The sequence below is a fragment of the Schaalia vaccimaxillae DSM 15804 genome (assembly GCF_000420425.1).
GTDB classification, from domain to species: Bacteria; Actinomycetota; Actinomycetes; order Actinomycetales; family Actinomycetaceae; genus Pauljensenia; species Pauljensenia vaccimaxillae.
Map to the genome: position 1 here is coordinate 273,324 of NZ_ATUX01000006.1, position 21,236 is coordinate 294,559.

A 21,236-nucleotide genomic window follows, 5' to 3' on the forward strand; every position below is an offset into this window, starting at 1 on the left:
TGAGCATCATCTCACTGCTGGAGCTTTTCCGTCATCCGATGGAGCCGAAACGGACGAATCAAGGCCTCTTTCCAGCCAATGCGAGCATCTGCCCAGCCAACACCACCGAACCAAAGACCACCACACCTGCTCGATCCGACGGAGCGGTGGACGCTTCAGCCAGTTCAGCAGCCCGATCTACAGCCTCAGCCAAATCGGAACGAACATCTACCCGATCAGCGCCGAACACGTCCTCGGCAATTTCGCGTAGTTCTTCTGCATCAGCCGCGCGCTCCCCTGGCATCCGCGTAATGACAAGGTGTTCGAGAACGGGCTCAAGTTCAGCTAACACGCCCTCGACGTCCTTATCTCCCATCGCCGAGTAGACGCCCACGGTGTGCGCCAAGTCGAATGACTCTGTGATCGCATCCGCCAACACCGCGGCCCCTGCCGGATTGTGCGCAGCGTCGACGAGGATCGTGGGCGAATGACGCACCACTTGGAGGCGTCCCGGGGAGGTTGCCGACATCATGCCGCGTTCAACGATCTGCGGATCAAGACCGCGCCCGCCCATGAAAGACTCGGTAGCGACGATTGCAGCAGCAGCATTGTGTGCCTGATGCTCGCCAAACAGCGGAACGAACACGTCCTCGTAGACGGCGGACGGAGTGCGCACTGTGACCATCTGTCCGCCCACGCCAAGCTGGCGGCTGGCCACCTCGAAATCGCGTCCTTCCAAACGCACAATCGCATCAACCTCGCGGGCGCGCGCCAAGAGGATGTCGAGCACTTCCTCCGGCTGCTTCGCGATAACCACAATCTGGCCGGGTTTAATAATGCCGGCCTTTTCTTGCGCAATCTCCGTGATAGACGACCCCAGCCACTTCGTGTGGTCCAGAGCGATCGGCGTAATGACGGCAACTCCGGCATCAATCGTGTTCGTCGCGTCCCAGGTGCCGCCCATTCCGACTTCAACGACGGCAGCGTCAACGGGGTGGTCGGCAAATGCCGCGTAGGCCATGACCGTGAAGACTTCGAAGAATGACATTGCGGGGCCGCCGTCAGCCTGCGATTGGGCGTCAACCATGCCGATATAGGGTTCGACGTCGCGCCACGCGGAGATGAATGCGTCGCGGCTGATGGGCTCGCCCTCGATGCTGATGCGTTCACGCACATCAATCAGGTGGGGGCTGGTGAACCGGCCGACCCGCATCCCAAAGGCGGTGAGCATGGAGTCAATCATGCGGGCGGTCGAGGTTTTTCCGTTGGTGCCGGTGATGTGGACGCTCGGGTATGAGTTTTGCGGGTCTCCCAGGATGTCGAGGGCCGTTGTGACGCGTTCAAGTGAGGGCTGGACGGAGTGTTCGGGGGCGCGAGCGACAATCCCCTGGTAGATCCGTTCAACTTCTGCGTCTAATTCGACGCCGTCAGCTGCTTGATCCAGGGCAGCCTGGTGTTCACTGCGTTCACGTTGTTCTTGGTCCGCGTCGTCGGCGAATTCGTCATCAAATTCTCCGTCAAGTTCAGCCAGGATCGTCGGGTCAGGGCCAACGAGCAGAGAGTTTTCTACGAGGGCACGCAAGGCTTCGTCACGTTCGGCGTCTTGGTCTGTATCTGAACCTTGGCTGGAATTACGAAGTCGACTAGTGCTGGATTGATCGGCGTTGCCTGTTAACGCTGCAATGTCAATGTCAGGCTGATCATCAGGGGCGTCGGCTTCTTCGAGATATGGGATGAGATCTGCGGGAATTCCGCGCAGATCACCGGAAAACATAGAAGCACTATCTGCACCGGCATCTGAGCCTGTGCCTGCACCGAAGAATGCAGCGTGGTAATGAGTCATGCCATCTTTGGTGGTCATGCATGTGCCCTTCCGTAGGTGTGTCTTCTTTTCGGGCACAGAGGATCCAACCCTGTGTCAACCTTCATCCGAATCCCGACAGCCTATTTTACCTGTGTGCGAGTTACGGGAGCATTGGCCGCAGTCAGAAGGTACAGGCTTCTCATGCTGAGAATGCGCCTGCATCACCTGATAGACGAAGCCGGAGGCGTGCAGGCGTTCCCGCACGCCTCCGATTCTGTTTGAGAGATCGTCAACTGTAGTCAGAACTATGACAACCCAGATGCCGTATCAACGGAACACTCTGCGACGCAGTGCCATTGTCCCGATACCGACTGCGGCTATAGTTCCAGCCGCTGAAAGCGTCGATGCAAAGTTGGAACCAGTTTTGGCAAGAATCCGTGCCGTTTTCTTGGGAGCCTGCGCGGAGGTCTTCACGTGAGAGCCTTGAGCAGATGTACTGATCATCGTCGCATCGCTGCCTGCTCCGGGTTGGGCTGGAGCAGGTTGATCTGCCTCAGGTTGGGCTGGAGCAGGCTGGTCCGCCTCAGGTTGGGCTGGAGCAGGCTGGTCCGCCTCAGGTTGGGCTGGAGCAGGTTGATCTGCCTCAGGTTGGGCTGGAGCAGGTTGATCTGCCTCAGGTTGGGCTGGAGCAGGTTGATCTGCCTCGACGGAATTGATCACGAAGACGGCATTCTTTCGAGCATCTTGGTTTTGATCGTTTCGGGCGACAGCAGTCATATTCAACATACCAACACCAGGGGTCGACGCTTTGAGACGGAAAGCGCAAACGATTGCTTCATTCACGTCCAACGACACGGTCGATTGTCCATCTGAAAACACCGAATCGTGCCGACCGCAACTGCGTTCAACAACTTCGACGTTCTGAGGATAACGAATGTCATTGATACTCACATTTTTCAATAACGCGTCACCTTCATTCCTCAGCGTGATGGTGACCTTGACCTCCTCGCCTATGAGGAGCTTATAAGCCTCGTCTTCCGTACGTGCAGCCTGCCCTCTAGGACCAGCAAGTCTCACTGATAAATTCGGTTGTCCAGACTGTCCCTCATTCTGCCCTTGGGGAGAGGCTGCAACTGGCTGCCGGTCATCGACACCAACAGCCGAAGCATTCCCAACCGGAGCCAATACCAGCAGTCCGCCAATCACAGTAGCAGCAACCGACGCATGGATCTTCCTCTTCAACAAGTCCTCTTTCCATTTCTCTCGTCAATGGCCTCGAGCACAAGCCAACGCCATCACATCAACTTCAATTTTCGAAATAGGAAACTAACAGCAGAGGCTCTGAAGGTTCAAGTCCGACGCCTGCCCAAACCACAGTTCTATACTTATCCGACGGTGACCTCAAACGTTAGCAGGACGAACCAGAGCACCTACTGAAGTTCCGAGCTGATTTTCCAGGACACACCTGTAAGGTCTAGGTAATTATTCTGAGAATTAGCTGATACGCAGAAGGAAAGAACACACTCTTGCAACGCAAAGAAGACCTCACCATGCGCACACGTCGATAATTTGTGCGCACGGTGCAAGCTTCCAGACGTCACCGGTTGGTACCACTTCCACTAATGGCAGACCAGTAGACATCCCCTCCCCTCCTCCAGCAGCCCAGGCAGCCTTGCCTTCCTCAAGTGATCAATCCGGGCAGAACCCGTACTTGCTGATGGTCAGGCCTTCGGCCATGACGCATTCTTCGCAGGCCCGACAGGCTTTCACGAAGGTCGACTAGTTTTCCCAGCTGACAGTCACCAGCACGATGCGCACCTAGGCGACTAGACAAATACGCCGCAGTTGTAGAGGTACGACCGGATATCGTCAATCTTTCCTGTACGCCACCGCAGCGCACTGCAAGCAGCGATTACTGCAGTTCCTCGTGGCTCATGACAGCAGCCATTCATCAACGGCAAGGAAACAACCGGCATCAGAAACGTGCCAGAATACCAACAGTTCAACCGGCTCAGGTATTCACCACGAACAGGTCAAACAAAATCCGTACCCAAAGTTCACCGCTTCGACACAGTCACATCTAACTGAGCCGACTCCAACACCGTCACAGACAATGCCAACGTCTCAGTAGCGATCATGTCCTGGTGAGCCTCAACCGCTCCCACACGATCAGCAGGCACTCCCAAAGCCAGATCAATGCGATCCGAGATATGCAAACCAGCATTCTTCCGCTCATCCTGAACCGCACGAATGACATCACGGGCGTAACCCTCAGCCTCAAGCTCCGGCGTCAGTTCAGTGTCTAGCACGACGTAGGTGCCATTGCTCAACACATCAGCAACCTGGCCTTCAGCAGCATTGACCGAAGTTGTCACACCAAATTGGTCACCCGTCAAAACCACGGGCGCACCCTCGACCAGGACACCGGGGAAAGTGCAGGTGGCGCCGTCCTCGGACACCTCCCACTCCCCTGCCTTCTGAGCCTTGAACAACTGGGACGTGACCTTGCGGATCTCAGGAGCGAAACCACGCGGGTTCAGCGTCAACTCCGTGCTCACCGACAGGCCCGACTCAGCCGGAGTCAGCAGACGCACCTCCTTGACGTTGACCTCGGAAGCAACGATCGGCGCAAAAGCAGCCAACGCATCACAGTTGACCGACACCACCGACATCGACGCCAAAGGCTGGCGCACACGCAACTGATTGACCTTACGCAGCGCATGAGCCGTCGACACCACGTCGCGCACCTCATCCATTGCAGCAACCAACTCGTCGTCGGCCACAGCCTCAGGCAGCGCTGGATAATCCACCAGGTGCACGGACTCGCCACCAGTCAGGCCACGCCAAATTTCCTCACTTAACAGGGGCAGCAACGGCGCCACAACCTCCATCAAACGCACCAACGCCGTGTACAACGTGTCGAAAGCTGCGCCGTCCTCGTCCCAGAAACGCTGACGCTGTGTACGCACATACCAGTTCGTCAACACATCCAAGTAGTTGCGCACCAACTCGCAGGCCTCGGCGATTCCATACTCGCCCAACTCGTGTTCAACCTCGACGGCCAACGTGCGCGTATGTGCCAACAAGTAGCGATCCATCTCAGGCAAAGCAGCAACCACAGCCGGATCCGACAAGTCACGGACCGTCGCCTCGTAACCGGCCCCGCCGTTAGCCGCACCCGCATACAGCGTGAAGAAGTAGTAGGTGTTCCAAATGGGAAGGAGCACCTGGCGAACCGTGTCACGGATACCGCCGTCGGTGACAATCAAGTTGCCGCCGCGCACCACCGGACTCGACATGAGGAACCAACGCATCGCATCCGACCCATACGAGTCGAATACGCCATTGACATCCGGGTAGTTACGCAAAGACTTACTCATCTTGCGGCCGTCATCGCCCAAAACAATGCCGTGGGAAACAACATTGGTAAAAGCTGGGCGGTCAAACAGCGCCGTCGCCAAAACGTGCAACGTGTAGAACCAGCCGCGAGTCTGGCCAATGTACTCGACGATGAAATCACCCGGGTAGTGGGATTCGAACCACTCCTGATTCTCAAAGGGGTAATGCACCTGCGCGTAAGGCATGGACCCGGACTCGAACCAGCAGTCCAACACGTCGGGAATACGACGCATCATGGACTTGCCGGTCGGATCATCAGGGTTAGGGCGCACCAGTGTGTCAATGAACGGGCGGTGCAAGTCCTTGACCTCAACGCCGAAATCAGCTTCCAACTCGGCAAAAGACCCATAAACGTCGGTACGCGGGTAGGCCGGGTCATCCGACACCCACACTGGGATGGGAGCACCCCAGAAGCGGTTACGCGAAATCGACCAGTCGCGCGCACCTTCCAGCCACTTGCCGAAAATTCCGTCCTTCGTGTGCTCCGGCACCCAGGTGATCTGCTGGTTGAGTTCAACCATGCGATCGCGGATCTGCGTGACGCGCACAAACCACGAGGACACCGCCTTGTAGATCAGCGGCTTGCGGCAACGCCAGCAATGTGGGTAGCTGTGGACATACGACTTTTGCTGCACCAGAACGGCGCGCACAGATTCATCGCGGCGAGCCATTGGCCCAGTGCCATCGCGTAGGTCCATGATGATCTGCTTATTCGCGTCGAATACCTGGACGCCCTCGTAATCGGACACTTCAGAGGTGAAAGCGCCACCGTCATCGACGGGCAGCACCGGTTCGATGCCAGCTTCCATACACACGAACATGTCGTCTTCACCGAATGCGGGAGCAATGTGGACCAGGCCAGTTCCGTCCTCGGTGGTCACGTAGTCGCCGGAGATGATCGTCCATCCGTTGGGGCCCGGTGCTGCGCCCTCGGCCCGGTGCTCGGCGGTGTCAAAGTAGCCGAAGATCGGGTGGTAGCGGCGGCCCACCAGGTCTGTGCCCTTCAAGCGTGCGACAACCTCGGGTTCTTCGCCCAACTCCTTGGCGTAGGCCGACAGGCGCGCCTCGCCCAAGATCACGGTCTGTCCAGCCACGGGCGAATCCAAGTCGTCAGCAACCCGCACCGCGACATAGTCGATGTTCGGACCCGCTGCGACGGCCTCGTTGGACGGCAGAGTCCACGGAGTGGTGGTCCAGATGAGGACGAGCTCGGCGCTGGCAGAGTCGGCCAACAGCGGTTCGGTTAGGCGCATGCCCACCGTCACCGTGTTGTCTTGACGGTCCTGGTAGACGTCGTCGTCCATCTTGAGTTCGTGGTTGCTCAGCGGCGTGCGGTCATGCCAGCAGTACGGCAGCACGCGGTAGCCCTGGTATGCCAAGCCCTTGTCGTGGAGAGTCTTAAACGCCCAGATTACTGACTCCATGTAGTCGGGGTTAAGGGTCTTGTAGTCGTTCTCGAAGTCGACCCAGCGAGCCTGGCGAGTGACGTACTCTTCCCATTCCTTCGTGTAACGCAGGACGGAGGTGCGGCATGCCTCGTTGAACTTCTCAATACCGAGGCCACCCTCGCGGGTGATCTCGGTGACGTCCTCGATGCCCAACTCGCGCTGGGCTTCAAGTTCGGCAGGCAAACCGTGGGTATCCCAGCCGAAGCGGCGTTCAACGCGGTGGCCCTTCATGGTTTGGTAGCGCCCGACAATGTCCTTGACGTAGCCGGTCAGCAGGTGGCCGTAGTGGGGCAGGCCGTTGGCGAAGGGGGGGCCGTCGTAGAAGACGAATTCGTTGCTTCCGTCGGCGCCGGCGTCGCGCATTTCAATGGACTTACGGAAGGTGTCGTTAGCGGCCCAAAAGGCCAGGGTTTCGCCTTCCATCTGCGGGAAGGACGGGCTTGCGTCCACCTCGGTGTCGCGGTGGCGGGGGTAGAAGCCGTGCTTCGTCATGGTGTCCTCGTCTGGTCGTCCCGTGGGACTTGTGTCGTCTCACAGGGACGAGCTTTGGCGACGCCTCAGCCCGCGGTACCACCCCGCTTGCCTCGCGTCGTGTGTCTGCCGGTTCTTGCGAACCAGTTGACGAGGGCGAGGCCGCTTCGTTTCGGCTATGTCGGGCCGGCCCGTCCGGTTCTAGTGGGGCTGTGTGCTCTGACGAGGGCGAGCCTGTTCTTCCGGATGACTCCCCGGTGATATCCCGTGCGGCAGGGTTTGTCTGCTTTTGCGGGCCGGATCGTAGTCGCCGCCAACTCTATCCGAATCCCGCGAGGGACGCACAAAAGTTCCGCGAGGGACGCACGAGTTCACATGTTCGAGTCGGTATTAATAAGAAGCTGCCAGAAAAATCACGCTGTTTCCCGTACGTGCAGTTCCGTATTAAGCAGAACAACTCGAGCACGAGCGCCGTCAATCATTTCTTGCGCAACTCGGCAAGCAACCCTGCCTTGTTCATGCATGGGTTGGGACACCGTAGTGAGCTGCGGCGAGGTTTCAGTGGCGGTCGGATGGTCGTCATACCCGACAACGAGGATGTCATCAGGAACTTTAAGTCCTTCGTTTTCGAGGACGGCGATGGCTCCTCTGGCAATTCTGTCCGAAGCTGCGAGAAGCGAATCAAAGGGGACGCCGCCCTTCAAGATATCCTTCATGGCATCGGCTCCAGCAGCTTCCGACCAACCACCCCACCGAACATGGCTCTCATCAAGATGAGGAAAGACTTCTAGATACCCCTGATATCTATCAGTTGCCGCAGGTTGATTCGGGACACCCAGAATTGCAATCGGTTCGGCAGCTCCTTGAGTTTGAAGATGCAGTGCAGCCTGCGCTGCTCCAGACTTGTCGTCGGAGTAGACATGTGAAAAGTCAGGACTGTGCGGCGCTCGTTGATCATCTTGTCCACACACGACAACAGGGATGTTGTGTTGGCTCAGACTGTTGAGGAGACCTTCATCGGCCCATGGCGACAAATGGATTACAGCATCGACGGCTTGGTTGGTGATGAGGCGGATAGCTTTCTTCTGTTCTTCGTAGGTTGCGGTGGGTACAAGTACCGGCACGATTGAAGTTCCTGCAAGACCATCGGTGATTCCACGCAGAATACGAGAGAACGTTGGATCTGCGAAAAAAGTATCGAGCGGTTCGGAGATGATGACGGCGATGGCGTCTGAGCGGCCAGTCGCCAGTGATCGAGCTCGGATAGATGCGGTGTAGCCAAGAGAGTGGACAGCGCGCCTTACCGCCTCTTGAGTTTTCTTCGAGACGGGATAGTCACCGGAAAGGGTTCGCGATACCGTGGCTTTGGAGACACCTGCCATTTGGGCTACATCTTGAATGGTGGTTCGCTTCTTCACCGATGTTTCCTTACCTTCGGACGCGTTGCCTGATCGGGACGTGCGGTAAATCCCTCGTGTCAGAAATTATCACCGACAATGACCTCTATCCCATTGCGATGCCGGTGTGCGCATTGAAAACGGCACAAAGAACGTTCCTTCTTCCCCCAATCGGCTTGACAACCGGTTTCTATGAATCCAGACTGTATCCCACCTAACAGAAACCGGTTTCTGAAACAGCTGAGCTCAACAACGACGAGGAGCATCATGTCCCAGCATCCTTGGGAAGATCCGCAGGCTCTACACCATGGACGACTGCCTGCACACGCCGCATTCATCCCCTATCCCAGTTCTGCTGAGGCAATCGCAGGCATTCTCGACGAAGACCTCATCCCGTCCAAAGAACGAAGCTTCGGCTACATTGATCTGAGCGGAGCCTGGAAATTTACCCTCTTCGACTCCCCGAAACGGCTAACTCCAAGCATTCTGTCCACCCTGGCCACACATACCCATGAGGTCACAATCCCGCACCTTTGGCAATTCGACGGTTACGGCCAACTGCAGTACACAGACGAGGGCTACCCATTCCCTATCGATCCTCCTCGAGTCCCTTCTAAAAATCCGACGGGGCTCTACCAACGCGTTCTCTTCCTGGACCGCATCGACCCAGATCACCAATACATCTTGCGCTTTGATGGGGTCGAATCTTTTGCCCAAGTCCATGTCAACGGCCACGCACACGGATTTACCAAAGGGTCTCGACTCAGTGCTGAATTCGACATCTCAAACTCTCTCAAGCCCGGGGACAACCTCATCAGCGTCGCCGTGAGTCAGTTCTGCGACGGCACCTATCTTGAAGACCAAGACATGTGGTGGGCATCTGGCATCTTCCGCGACGTCTGCGTGCTCATCAGACCTACTTCGCACATCTCAGATTTCCATGTCACTAGCGTCTTAGACAATGACGCATGTCGCCTCACCATTGATGTTGAGGTCAGCGGCAGCAGGCAAGACCTGAATCTGCGCTGGAATATTCTCGACTCCGAACAGCCATCCAACAGCATTTCCCCCACCTCCATCGCGTGTGGGAACAGCCGTATTAACGAGGACGGAAATGTCCGGTTCGAAGCCAAACTAGAAAACATTCAGTGGTGGAACCCTGAGAAGCCCGTCCTTTACCCGCTGATCCTTACCCTCGAGAAGTCCGAAGATGACCGAAGCATAGAACTCGAATCCATCGCACACCCACTGGGTTTTCGCGATATCAGGATTAGCGACGGCAAGCTCCTTTTGAACGGGCAATATTTCAAGATGCATGGCATTAATCGCCACGATCATGATCCACAAAAAGGACGTGCGATTTCGATGGATCTAGTGGCCACCGACCTTCGCATGATGAAAGCCCACAACATCAACGCTGTACGCACCTCTCATTATCCAAACGATCCGCGCTTCTACACGATGTGCGATCGCATTGGACTGATGGTGATTGCTGAAACAGATCTTGAGAGTCACGGGTTTGTTACCATCGGCGACCTTTCCCAGCTAACCGACGATCCCCTATGGGAGGCCGCATATGTTGATCGAATTGAACGACATGTCCTAGCTCAGCGAAACCACGCGAGCATCGTGATGTGGTCGCTTGGTAACGAATCGGGATACGGCTGCAACATTCGATCAATGTATAACCGGTGCAAAGAACTCGATCCGATCCGTCCTGTTCACTATGAAGAAGATCGAAACGGTGAAGTAGTCGATGTTATATCGACCATGTACTCACGCGTTTCTCAAATGAATGACTTCGGGGAATATCCGCATCCAAAACCCAGAATTTTATGTGAATATGGCCATTCAATGGGAAATGGTCCCGGCGGATTAAGCGAATATCAGCAAGTAATCGATCGTTGGGACTGCATCCAGGGACATTTCATCTGGGAATGGATTGATCATGCTGTGGCGGTAGAACTTCCCAACGGAAAAACGTCTTACCGCTACGGAGGCGACTTCGGTGACGAACCAAACAATGCTAATTTTTGCATCGATGGAATGGTTTTCCCCTGGCGTGAACCAAGCCCAGGATTGACAGAATATTCTTTTGTCATCGCTCCTATTGGCTTCGAATACAAAGACGCTGTTCTCGTTGTCAAGTCACGTCAGTGGTTTGAGGAACTTGAAGGCTACGAATTACATATCGAAACGATTTGTGATGGGAAGAGAATCTCCTCCATTACAATCCCCTGTCCTAGCCTCGCACCTGGAACTACCGCAAGTTTTGACGTCTCGGAGCTCACTAGCAATCTGGAACAAGAACGCAAACATCTGACTTCCGAGTCTCAATCACTTCGAGGTGAAGCTTTCATCAATGTGCGTGCGCTACGCACCCGAGAAACACGCTACGCATCTGTCGGACACGAAGTCGCTCATAGCCAGTTTCCTATTGAGTTCGATAGCTTCCCAGCTGAGCATCGTCAAACAAATGATCGCCCTCGAGAAGAGCTGATCGTCAAAGAAGGCGATAACCAGATTCTCACCGCTCACGCTGGGTGCACCACAGCAACCTTTGATCTGGTAACCGGATCACTGACGGGCTTCGAGGTTGAGAGTCAACAACTGTTAACACGAGCACCGCGTCTGACTTTCTGGCATGCCCTTATAGACAATCATCAGCAAGAATTCGATGGGATATGGGCTCCGAATCTCCTGCATCTTGCACAAGAATCCACTACAGATGTGACATGGAGCAAAGACAGTGATGCCCTCACTGTTAGCGTCTCTTCGAGAATCGCGCCGCCCACTCTCAACTTCGCAATGGAATGCACGTACATCTGGAAACTGACCCCAGACGGCATCCTCCATCTAGCACTTAGCGGTAAGCCGTGTGGCGACTACAGTGATATCGTCCCTCGAATCGGTCTCAGAATGGGCGTGAACTCGTCGCTTCAAAGGATTGAATATTACGGACGAGGGCCGGGAGAAAATTATCCCGATTCGACTCAGGCAAATCTCATAGGGATTTATCAAACCTCCGTTGACAAACTTTCTACCCCATACGTTGTGCCACAAGATATGGGAAACCGAACCGACGTCAGATGGGTCCGTTTAGTCGACGAAACTGGGGGCGGCCTGCTGGTTACAGCAGGAGACAAACCCATAAACATGCGCGCTTTACCGTACAGCGATGAGCATCTCCAAATGGCTCGTCATCTCGACGAACTTTACGAAGGAGATGACATCGAGCTCAATATCGATCCACAACTGTTAGGACTGGGCTCGAACTCCTGGGGTTCAGAAGTCCTCGACTCTTACCGGATTCATTGGGAAAGCTTTACCCATTCACTGACATTTACGCCTTTAATTCGAGGAGGACAGGAATGAGAGTTTTCACCAGTCTTCAGCAGGCCCAAGATATTCTTTCAGGAACCAGCAAGTGGGACAGACTCTTCGAAGCGATTGAAATCAGTGATCGCCTAGAACACGATGTCACCTATTCGGTCGGGGATTCTCTGACATGGAGAAACTTCACCGTTTCAACTCCTGCCGCTTATTTTACTACCAGCCGCCGCTACACCACAGCGTTGTTTTGCAAAAGCGGACACATAGATGTGGACATCGCTCAAATTTGGCAACCAATCGAAGGCTATTGCGACCTTAACGATCGACAAATTGTCCAGCCGACTACTGACAGTCAGTCATGGGCAACGCACAGGGTCGCTCAGGGGGCACTCCTACTGATTGACATACATGAAGCGCATCGTCTGCGTAGTTGTTCTCTCGACTTTACTGGCGTCCAGGCGCGGATCACCGTAGAAGGACGCGGTTTTCACAACAAGTAATCACCCAACCATCAACCGCTGGAAGGACAAAAATGGTTTCCTCCACCCGAGCAAGACTCGGAACCTACGCGTTGCTGACAATGACCGTCGCAGCTGTGTTTAATTTCCGCAATGTCATCAACAACTCTGTGTCTATCGGCTTGGCTTCGGCACCAGCATTCTTCTTTGCAACGCTCCTATACTTCCTGCCCTATACGCTGATCATCGCCGAACTCGTAGCCCTCAACACCAAGTCCGAATCCGGTGACTACCAGTGGGTGAAAACATCACTCGGAGGTCGTTGGGCATTCCTTGGAGCGTTTTCATACTGGTTCGTAAATCTTTTCTATTTCGCATCGCTTCTTCCCATCATCCTCGTATATTCGTCGTACGCCTTCTGGGGAGAAGAGAAGGTATTTTCTCAAACTGCAATCACCATCATCTCCATTGCAATCTTTGCTGTGGCAACCTTCGTATCGACTAAGGGAGCCGTATGGATTGGCAAAGTGACCAATATCGGAGCAACTTTGATGATGGCAATGTCACTCGCCTTTGTCATTCTGACCGCCGGAGCCCTCATGGGAGGACTTGAGCCAGCAACTCCAATCACCATTGACGCAATGTCCCCAGATATGTCTTCATTCGCCACAATGTGGGCATTCTTCGGGACACTCGCATGGATTATCCAAGGTGTTGGAGGTGCAGAATCGGTTGGTGTTTATATCAACGACATTAAGGGTGGCGTTAAAACCTTCATCCGAACCATTATTTTTGCCGGTCTGATGATTGGCTTATTGTACGCCGTTGCTTCGATTCTCATGACCGTATTCGTTCCAGCTGGAGAATTAACCTACTCCTCCGGTATTTTCCAGACAATGGGTGGTCTGGGCTCTTATCTTGGACTGAATGCCGGGCTAGTTAATCGAGTCATAGGATTCGTCATGTTGGCCGCCACCCTTGGTTCGCTTCTCATGTGGACCGCAACACCAGTGAAGATTTTCTTCTCAGAAATTCCCGAGGGCATCTTCGGTTCCAAGTTGGTCGAACTCAACGACAAAGGAATCCCATGGAGAGCGGCGTGGCTCCAGTTCCTGATCGTCGTCCCGATCCTGGTGATCCCTGCTCTCGGCTCAGATTCCATCAACGGATTGCTAGAAATCGTCATCAACATGACTGCAGCAACAGCACTGATTCCCCCATTGTTCATCTACCTCGCTTACTTCTTCTTCCGGAAGAATCATGACAATGTTCCGCGCTCTTTCCGAGTCGGTTCGCGCACGTTTGGAATGTCAATGGCAGCGTTCATGATGGTGATCTTCACCTTCGTTTTCATCACAGGCACACTGCCTTACGGTCAAGAAGTTTGGCTGACACTGGTTTACAACATCGGAGGCGTCGTCATTTTCCTAGGTGGAGCATGGATCGTCTATGCCCGTTACATTGCGCGGCTTCGAGCTGATGATCCAGAGGCAGCAAATAAGGAGTTGGCACCGACAGCCTTGTACATGACGACATCTGAATAGTTGCCCTGTAGTTCGAGCTAGTTCTGAGTGCGCGCCGCGTAGATGAAAGCATCTGTGCGGCGCGCACTCTTTCTCCATCCACAAGAACTGGTCAAGAGCCAAACGCTGTCACTTTCACCTCATGAAATGCTTGAGCTCCTAGCGTCCATTCACTACACAACAGGCACAATAAACACATGCCCAGCGCCAGTGACCAGGTCGCCCACCGCGTGGAGATTCCCTCCACCCGGGGCACACTCATCGGCAATCTGTACCCCACGCAGACTCCGGCCTCGTCTCCCCTGCTTATTATGTGCCATGGGTTTGCTGATACACAGGACAGTCTGGTCGAAAAGGCTCAGTTGCTAGCCGACCTGGGGGTTTCATGTCTCACCTTTGATTTCATCGGTGGCGCACCCGATTCAGCCTCAGGCGGGTCGATGATGAACATGTCCGTGCTCACGCAATGCCAGGAACTTAACGATGTGATCGACTGGGCGGTACTCGACAAACTCTTGCCCTTTTCTTCCCTTGCCCTGTCGGGTGAAAGCCAGGGAGGTCTGGTGGCGGGCTTGGTCGCAGCGGAGAGAACAGCCGATATTGATGCACTCGTCCTCTTTTATCCAGCCCTCAGTCTGCCTGGCAACATCCGACGCCAATACCCGCAGGGCGCAGAACATGATCATCCGTCATTTCTTGGATTCAAAGTCGGCGAACGTTACCTTGATGATGGTCGGCAAATCGATGCTTATGGTCAAGTAGGCCGCTACCTGGGGCCTATCTTGATCTATCACGGAAGCGAGGACGGATTAGTCCCCTTGGGCTCTTCACGCAAGTTCGCGAGCGAACACCCCAATACCCGCCTCTTTGTTCTAGACGGTGTTGGTCACGGCTTGTTCGGCTCCTGGCGCATCCAAAAGTGCTGCGAGGAAATCCGTACTTTCCTTGACTCAGCTCCATAAAGTGTTGAGGGCCTGTCCTCGAAACAGGCCCTCAACAGTTGATCACTGGTGCATTCGCTTAGTTTTTCGTGCGCCGACGCAGACCAACCATGCCGAGGCCGAGTAACGCGAGAACAACTCCACCGGTCAAGGATTTAGCAGCAGAGCTACCCGTTTGGGCGAGCTTTTTGTGCCCTTGTTGGCGAGTGGGTGCCTCCTCGGAGTCATTGGGCGTGCTGGGCTTATTCGGTTTTGCAGGCGTCTCGGGCCCCTCAGGCTCCGCCGGTGTATCCGGATCAGACGGAGTCACGGGTTCACTTGGCTCAGTCGGTTCTTCCGGCTCAGCCGGAACCTCAGGATCAGCAGGCTCATCAGGCTCGGGCTCAGCCGGACACATTTCTTCAGAATCGATGGCCAAGCCAAAATCATGATATGTGGAACCGTTTTCAAATGACCAGCCCATATCGATGCTAACAATCAAGTGTCCATCAGGTCCAAGAGTCCACGTCAAGTTTTCTCCATCTTCGGGGACAATCCACGACGCATTGCCAGCACCGCATGGATCATTCACTGCGGGGACATCAGGCAAAGGCAATGAACCAACCACGGTGACATGCTGAGTCAGCGTCACCGATTCACCACTATTAGGGGTATAGGTGTAAAACACCGGATACTTACCTGGCTTCATGTTATTTACCCAAGAAATATCAGCGGTTGCACGAGCGTCATCAAGACCTATAGTGGTGCCCTCGTAGGTCTTAAACCAGTCGAGCGTATCTTCAGCAACGTACGGGTCGCCAACATTGATCGTAATGTCATGACCGGCAATGTACTGATATAGCTCAACGTATTGACGATCCTGGGTCTCCACCCTCGTTGGCAATGCCGCGCCCTCGTCGTCGGCCTGGAAAATGGTAACCCCATTCCCGTACGTCTGGTAGGCATAAGAATCAGAGATTTGATCAGTATCACCAATGTTGGGATGAACCAGATTATTCACCGACCATCCCGTACCGCTTAACGAAATTTTAATCCTCGCCGTATCAAGAAAATAGATGCCTCCTGTATATAAAGCAGAATCGTAATCGCCCCGGGCCATGAAGTTGGAAACAACTCCCTCAAACTGGGAGGAAGCCGGCATTGTGCGATACACATTCTCCGAGGTGAAGTCAGCTGCCACCATGTCAGGTAGAAGCTGTTGAATATGAGTCGGGACCGTTGTGTAACCGCCACCAACACGGACAGTTCCCAGATACTGAGTTCCCGTAGTAAAAAAATCCGTGCCAGCAGAATTCAAGATCCGACTGGAGAAACGCGAATATAGATTGAGGTTATTACGAACGGTTTCAACACCATTCACATCGCGGACCTGAAGAGTTTGCTCCCGAAGCTGCGTATAACCAGCAGAAAACGGGGAAACATTATCCCACTGAGCATATTCTTCAGCATTCTCAACAGCCAATGGAACGGTGACATTAACACTTTGGCCAGGCTGGAGGGTCCCCTCGATCCGAGGCAGCACATTGCCAAACAATGATGCGGTGAAGTCTGGATCGTCAACTGTAGGGGTTCCTGCGGTTACAGGGGCAGCTTCGCGGCCATTGCGGAGTTCATACTGAACGAGGATTGATTTAGCTTCTTGAGTGGTATTTGTCAGAGTCACCACGAAAGACATTGAGGAAGGATCAGCCATCTGATCGACATCAATAATCGACAGGTTGTTCATACCGTAGCCAAAGCTAAAGGTAAAGTTTGACGATGCATATTGAGATTCATCTGTGCCACCATTTTTGTTCGGCACGCTCAGACGAAGCGCACGAGAAATCCCGTCATAGACTGGAGCTCCCCTGTTAGGAAATGTCCCGTTGTATACGGCACTGACTTGGGGGGTTTGCGCAAGAGCTGCAGGCGCCACTACTGCAGAAGCGATAGCAAGTGCGCCGACAATCATCAAGATAAAGAAAACTATCGACTTGCGGCAGGACCTATGTAAAGACAAATGCTTCTCCTAGCGAGTAATTCGGATCCCTGAACCTTATATGGCATTGCGCGAACACCTAGGAACACTGTCCGGGTAACCATCTAATACTAGGACATTAACCCTTACAATAGGGTCTTAATATAACACCCATCCCATGCGGTACATCACTATCAAAATGGGCTGTGAACGAAGTGGCTGCAATAAGGTTTTCTTGACATAAGCCTCTAAAACGCTCAACACGTATGATGTTCCTTGACGGCTCGTAGCTGAGCCAACCATCCATATCCCCCAGCGGAGGAAAAATGCGCACCGTCCAATTGGGTAGCACCGGCATTGAAGTTCCCAACATCATCTCCGGACAAATGCGAATTGGCCAGAAAACGGATGAACAGATCCGTGAACTCTATTCGACAGCTCGCGATGCGGGTATCGACTTCTTCGACCACGCGGACATCTACGGCTGGTCCGACCCTGACGGAGGCCTGCATCACTGTGAAAGCCGCTTCGCCCAAGCACTCAAGCTGTCACCTGCTGAACGAGCTGAGATCACCATTCAGACGAAGGCCGGCATCGTCACTGACCCGTACTGGGGTTTCGATTTCTCGTACGAGCGCATTGTCACCGAGGTCGAAGGTTCTCTCAAGGCCCTCAACACAGACTACATCGATGTTCTGTTGTTGCACCGTCCCGATGCTCTGGTTCAACCCGAAGAGGTCGCACGTGCTCTCGACGAACTCGAAGCGTCCGGTAAGGTCCGCGCCTTCGGTGTTTCCAACCACACTCCTCGGCAGATCGACCTGCTCAAGACAGCCGTCAAGCAGCCTTTCATAGCCAACCAACTCCAACTGTCAGTGACACACTCTGCCCTCGTCGCCCAAGGCTTGGCCGCGAACATGATCGGCTTCGATGACTCCTTCACTCGCGATGGTGGCGGCCTGGTCGAATACTGCCGGATCAACAACATCACAATCCAGGCATGGTCACCGATGCAGACCAAGTTCGGAGGAGAACCCTTGGTTGGTTCCAAGGACTACCCCGAACTCAACGAAATGCTTGACCGCCTCGCAGCCAAGTACGACGTCGAACCCACAACCATTGCAACGGCATGGATTACCCGCCACCCCGGAGACTTCCAGGTTGTCATGGGCACCACCAGCCCCGACAGGCTGCGCGCTGCCGCAGCTGCTTCAGAGCTGATGCTCACTCGCCAAGAGTGGTACGAGCTGATTCAGGCCGCAGGCCACTTCGTCCCCTGATCCGCTCGAGCTTTAACGGCCGGTGTTTGCCCCAGGCAGCACCGGCCGTTTGTTGTCGCAAAGGTTCCACCCGCAGTTTTAGACACAGTCACATCCTCGCTACCACCCAATCTGACAGCACTTCCGCGTAATCCTGCGGTTCCTGCGTGAAGCCGACCAGGACCAATCTGACGACTGTGTCTGTTTTTGCGGGTTGTATCGCGAGACCCGAGCACCCTCATGTTTTCCAACCCACACGACAAATGTCAGCAGCGCTCCGTTAGAAAATCACGCAGATCTCCGCCCAGATACGAAGGCTCAAGACTGTCCACCTACGTTGATTCCAATAGGCACCCAACTACTTGTCATCGGCGATGGCGAAGCTGAGCGCTCCGACGCGGTATGCTGTCGCCGAGGTCGCTAAATCCAAGGGTTGGATTTAGCGCTTCGTCGCAGTCGAACGTACTTAAACGATGACTGACCATTGCCCTTCAGGAGTTTGGTCGAGCCGGTCGAGGATGCCTGCATCTTTAAAAGCTTTGATGGTGGCTCCTGGGCCGTCGACAAAGTGTGCCCAACCGCTTTGATGGACGGGGATAATATGAGGACTTTCGAGGAGCTGCCCAGCTGCCGATGCTCGTTCAGCCGAGAGGCTTAGTGGGCGACCCCCAAACTTCTCTGCCACAGTTGCCCTGCCCGCATGCATCACGACGTAGTCGAAGCTCTCGAAGTGCTTCTTGATCTGTCCAATACACTCAAAGGATGTGTTATCTCCGGTGATGTAGAGCCGTGTCTGAGGCGTTTCGATAACAAAACCGGTGACTTCACAGTTGACGAAACCGGATTCATCCGGCTCTCCATCGGCCGGCCCGTGGATGGCAGGAACCGCAGTAACCGTGATGTCGTGGGCTACGCTGATGCTCTCCCAAGGTGCAAGGCCCTGCGCCTTGCTTCCAAGCTTCGCCGCTGATCCTGGATTTGTCAGCAGGCGGTTTGCGGCCAAGGCAAATGTCTTGCCGGAGTGGTCAAGATTGTCAACGTGGTCGGCATGAGACACCAACACGACATCAGCATCCGCAACACAGGATGAAGGAATCGAAGGACCGGCAATTTTACGAAGCAGGCCGTAGTCGGTGGGCTCATCAAAGGTTGGATCCGTCACGAAGCGCACGCCTTCAATGTCAATGATGACGGTTGGACCTCCAACGACTAGGAAAGCTAGATCGTGGTGAGGTTCAAGATTGTTCATACAACGATTCTATTCTTGAGTTGACTGACAGACGTCAGGACACTAAGTACCAAGACCCTTCTGCTGTGGAGCCTGTTGGTCGTCCAGGTCTACTTCGATGTGGCTACCTGTACGATCGGGGTCCTCGCTCTGGTTACAGCCCGCTTCCCCGGGCCACGACCGTGTTGGTAGCTTGAGCAACGGGCCGAATAATCATCGAATCAATATTGACGTGACGGGGCCGTGTCAGCGTCCACACGATCGCATCGGCCACGTCCTCGGCGACCAGCGGGTTCTGCACGCCCTCGTAGACTTTGTCGGCAGCGTCAGCTGATCCCAAGCGATTCAGCGAAAACTCTGGGGTCTTGACCATGCCGGGTGCGATCTCGATGATCCGCACGGGTTCTCCGACGAGTTCTTGGCGCAGCGTGTTAGCAATGATTCTTTCGGCGTGCTTGGCAGCGACGTATCCACCCCCACCGGGGTAGGTGTCATGGGCGGCTGTCGATGTCAAAAACACAACGTCGCCGCCCCGCTCACGCATTCCCGGCAACAGCACCCTCGTCGTGAGAAGGGCGGTCAAGACGTTACGCTCGTACATGCCGACCCATTCGTCAACTTTCGCGTCGGCTGTATGCGTGACACCTAGAGCGCCACCCGCGTTATTGACGAGGGCGTCGACAGGGCCGCCTTCAAGGATTGTCTCAGCCATCTGCGCGACCGCGGCCTCGTCAGATAGGTCTGCTGCAACATATTCGCAGCCGGTTTCTTTGGCCAAAGCTTCCAACCGGTCCTCACGGCGGGCGACAGCCACGACCTCCCAACCGGCCTCGATCAGCTGGCGTACGGTGGCCTCACCGATGCCGGTTGAAGCTCCTGTGATGACTGCGCGGCGAGTGTTGGTCATGATTATTTCCTTCAAGCTGAGCTATTTGGGCTGACGTGATGTCACACGAGATTTGAATCAGATGCTCAGATCTCGTCTGACTTGCTTGATTCCTGCAAAGTTGTTGCGGGTTTGTCGTCAAAAACGTTGTGCTGACGACGAGCGCGTCGATGTTTGATGAGCCAGCCAACGACGAGTCCCAGCGGAACGATAATGATCATCCAGGGCAGGAGCATAACCAACAAGACAACGAGTCCTGCCACTCCATCGGTGAATCCTTCCCAGGATTGCTGCCACAGGTCTGGCTCGGTCAGGCCGATAGTTCCATCACCCTTATCCTTGATACGCAGTTTAAGAGTCGAATATGACACTTGACTGTCGTACCAGTCTCGCTGAGCTTTAAGCCCGTCAAGGTCAGCCTGCCTCGCTGCCAGTTCTCGCTCGGCTTCGAGGGCGTCCACGGTGGCGGTCGCCTCGTTCATCAATTCTGTGAGTCTCACAATGGAAGCTTCCATGGCCTTGATACGTGCATCGAGGCCTACGATCGCAGCTCCAACGTCTTCAGTTTCCGTCACCATCTTGACGACTTCGCCAAATTTAGAAAATTTAGCTGTGACTTCTTCATATTTGTCGGCCGGGATTCGCAGCGTTAACTCTATCTTGACATCGTGATCGTCAGTGGCGAGCATCGAGGACGAGACACGACCGCTGGCTTCTTCAGTGACCTTGCGTGCTTCTTCAGCTATCTTATCTGGATCGTCAACACCGATCAGCATGTAGCCGGTGACAACATTCTGCTCATCAACATTGGGATCAAATGAAGTTCCATTATCTCGCCCGGAAAGAATCCTCGTGCTTTCACTGTCATATCTGTAATCCTGCGAAGCAGAGCTGTCTGCAGCACGAGAATCTTCGCTGTTTGAGAGTGAGACGTTGACATCGTCTTTAGTGTTGCCTGCCCCACACCCACCGAGCATGAGAACGAGGCCAGCCACACATACAAGGATTCGCGAGAATATTTGCTTGGACTTACCGCGTGGCATAGTCATTTCCTTTTCATCGCGACAACAATGCTGTGGATATCGTGCTGCTTACCAGACAGGCAAAGCAACAATCTGACCACGTCGCGTTCAAATCGTAACCATTTGCCAAC

13 protein-coding genes are annotated in these 21,236 nt (G+C 54.5%); 5 read left to right on the top strand and 8 right to left on the bottom strand.

Going from position 1 to position 21,236, the window contains the following annotated elements; all coding sequences use genetic code 11:
- Positions 1-58: 58 nt before the first annotated feature.
- From G439_RS0104260 to G439_RS0104275, 4 genes are all read right to left on the bottom strand, one after another.
- Complete coding sequence (locus G439_RS0104260; protein WP_022867946.1) at positions 59-1,840, bottom strand: bifunctional folylpolyglutamate synthase/dihydrofolate synthase; 1,782 nt, start codon at positions 1,838-1,840, stop codon at positions 59-61.
- Positions 1,841-2,110: 270 nt separating this feature from the next.
- Positions 2,111-3,025 (bottom strand): hypothetical protein, encoded by a 915-nt coding sequence (locus G439_RS0104265; protein WP_131333518.1) that lies wholly within the window; start codon positions 3,023-3,025, stop codon positions 2,111-2,113.
- A gap of 815 nt (positions 3,026-3,840) precedes the next feature.
- Complete coding sequence (gene ileS, locus G439_RS0104270) at positions 3,841-7,122, bottom strand: isoleucine--tRNA ligase (RefSeq protein WP_022867948.1); 3,282 nt, start codon at positions 7,120-7,122, stop codon at positions 3,841-3,843.
- Positions 7,123-7,514: 392 nt separating this feature from the next.
- On the bottom strand, positions 7,515-8,519 hold the full coding sequence (locus tag G439_RS0104275) for a LacI family DNA-binding transcriptional regulator (RefSeq protein WP_022867949.1): 1,005 nt from the start codon (positions 8,517-8,519) through the stop codon (positions 7,515-7,517).
- Between the two features lie 246 nt (positions 8,520-8,765).
- Here G439_RS0104275 and G439_RS11120 point away from each other — a divergent pair, with 246 nt between their 5' ends.
- The 4 genes from G439_RS11120 (at position 8,766) to G439_RS0104295 (ending at position 14,774) form a co-directional block, all read left to right on the top strand.
- A complete protein-coding gene (locus tag G439_RS11120) occupies positions 8,766-11,873 on the top strand; it encodes a glycoside hydrolase family 2 TIM barrel-domain containing protein (protein WP_022867951.1) in 3,108 nt (1,035 codons plus the stop codon).
- Positions 11,870-12,331 (top strand): NanQ anomerase/TabA/YiaL family protein, encoded by a 462-nt coding sequence (locus G439_RS12145; RefSeq protein WP_022867952.1) that lies wholly within the window; start codon positions 11,870-11,872, stop codon positions 12,329-12,331. The genes G439_RS11120 and G439_RS12145 overlap by 4 nt, the downstream gene beginning before the upstream one ends.
- Positions 12,332-12,363: 32 nt before the next feature.
- The gene (locus tag G439_RS0104290) at positions 12,364-13,833 is read left to right on the top strand and encodes an amino acid permease (RefSeq protein ID WP_022867953.1); all 1,470 of its coding nucleotides are present in this window, start codon (positions 12,364-12,366) and stop codon (positions 13,831-13,833) included.
- 176 nt (positions 13,834-14,009) lie between these two features.
- A complete protein-coding gene (locus tag G439_RS0104295) occupies positions 14,010-14,774 on the top strand; it encodes an alpha/beta hydrolase (protein ID WP_022867954.1) in 765 nt (254 codons plus the stop codon).
- 58 nt (positions 14,775-14,832) lie between these two features.
- On the opposite strand, the gene G439_RS12745 is transcribed toward G439_RS0104295, so the two are convergent.
- Entirely contained in the window at positions 14,833-16,704 is a 1,872-nt protein-coding gene (locus G439_RS12745) for a bacterial Ig-like domain-containing protein (protein WP_022867955.1), read from the bottom strand.
- A gap of 332 nt (positions 16,705-17,036) precedes the next feature.
- On the opposite strand from G439_RS12745, the gene G439_RS0104305 reads away from it, so the two are divergent.
- Positions 17,037-17,990 (top strand): aldo/keto reductase, encoded by a 954-nt coding sequence (locus G439_RS0104305; RefSeq protein ID WP_022867956.1) that lies wholly within the window; start codon positions 17,037-17,039, stop codon positions 17,988-17,990.
- A 445-nt stretch (positions 17,991-18,435) separates the two neighbouring features.
- On the opposite strand, the gene G439_RS0104310 is transcribed toward G439_RS0104305, so the two are convergent.
- From G439_RS0104310 to G439_RS0104320, 3 genes are all read right to left on the bottom strand, one after another.
- On the bottom strand, positions 18,436-19,218 hold the full coding sequence (locus G439_RS0104310) for an MBL fold metallo-hydrolase (RefSeq protein WP_022867957.1): 783 nt from the start codon (positions 19,216-19,218) through the stop codon (positions 18,436-18,438).
- A gap of 133 nt (positions 19,219-19,351) precedes the next feature.
- A complete protein-coding gene (locus G439_RS0104315; RefSeq protein WP_022867958.1) occupies positions 19,352-20,104 on the bottom strand; it encodes an SDR family NAD(P)-dependent oxidoreductase in 753 nt (250 codons plus the stop codon).
- 65 nt (positions 20,105-20,169) lie between these two features.
- Positions 20,170-21,126, bottom strand: a complete 957-nt coding sequence (locus G439_RS0104320) for a DUF4349 domain-containing protein (protein ID WP_022867959.1) — start codon at positions 21,124-21,126, stop codon at positions 20,170-20,172.
- Positions 21,127-21,236 lie beyond the last annotated feature (110 nt).

Coding starts and splice junctions, on each gene's coding strand:
- G439_RS0104310 (WP_022867957.1), bottom strand. CDS start 19,218: ATGAACAATCTTGAACCTCACCACGATCTAGCTTTCCTAGTCGTTGGA.
- G439_RS0104295 (WP_022867954.1), top strand. CDS start 14,010: ATGCCCAGCGCCAGTGACCAGGTCGCCCACCGCGTGGAGATTCCCTCC.
- G439_RS0104290 (WP_022867953.1), top strand. CDS start 12,364: ATGGTTTCCTCCACCCGAGCAAGACTCGGAACCTACGCGTTGCTGACA.
- G439_RS11120 (WP_022867951.1), top strand. CDS start 8,766: ATGTCCCAGCATCCTTGGGAAGATCCGCAGGCTCTACACCATGGACGA.
- G439_RS12145 (WP_022867952.1), top strand. CDS start 11,870: ATGAGAGTTTTCACCAGTCTTCAGCAGGCCCAAGATATTCTTTCAGGA.
- G439_RS0104260 (WP_022867946.1), bottom strand. CDS start 1,840: ATGACCACCAAAGATGGCATGACTCATTACCACGCTGCATTCTTCGGT.
- G439_RS0104305 (WP_022867956.1), top strand. CDS start 17,037: ATGCGCACCGTCCAATTGGGTAGCACCGGCATTGAAGTTCCCAACATC.
- G439_RS0104320 (WP_022867959.1), bottom strand. CDS start 21,126: ATGCCACGCGGTAAGTCCAAGCAAATATTCTCGCGAATCCTTGTATGT.
- ileS (WP_022867948.1), bottom strand. CDS start 7,122: ATGACGAAGCACGGCTTCTACCCCCGCCACCGCGACACCGAGGTGGAC.
- G439_RS0104315 (WP_022867958.1), bottom strand. CDS start 20,104: ATGACCAACACTCGCCGCGCAGTCATCACAGGAGCTTCAACCGGCATC.
- G439_RS12745 (WP_022867955.1), bottom strand. CDS start 16,704: ATGATTGTCGGCGCACTTGCTATCGCTTCTGCAGTAGTGGCGCCTGCA.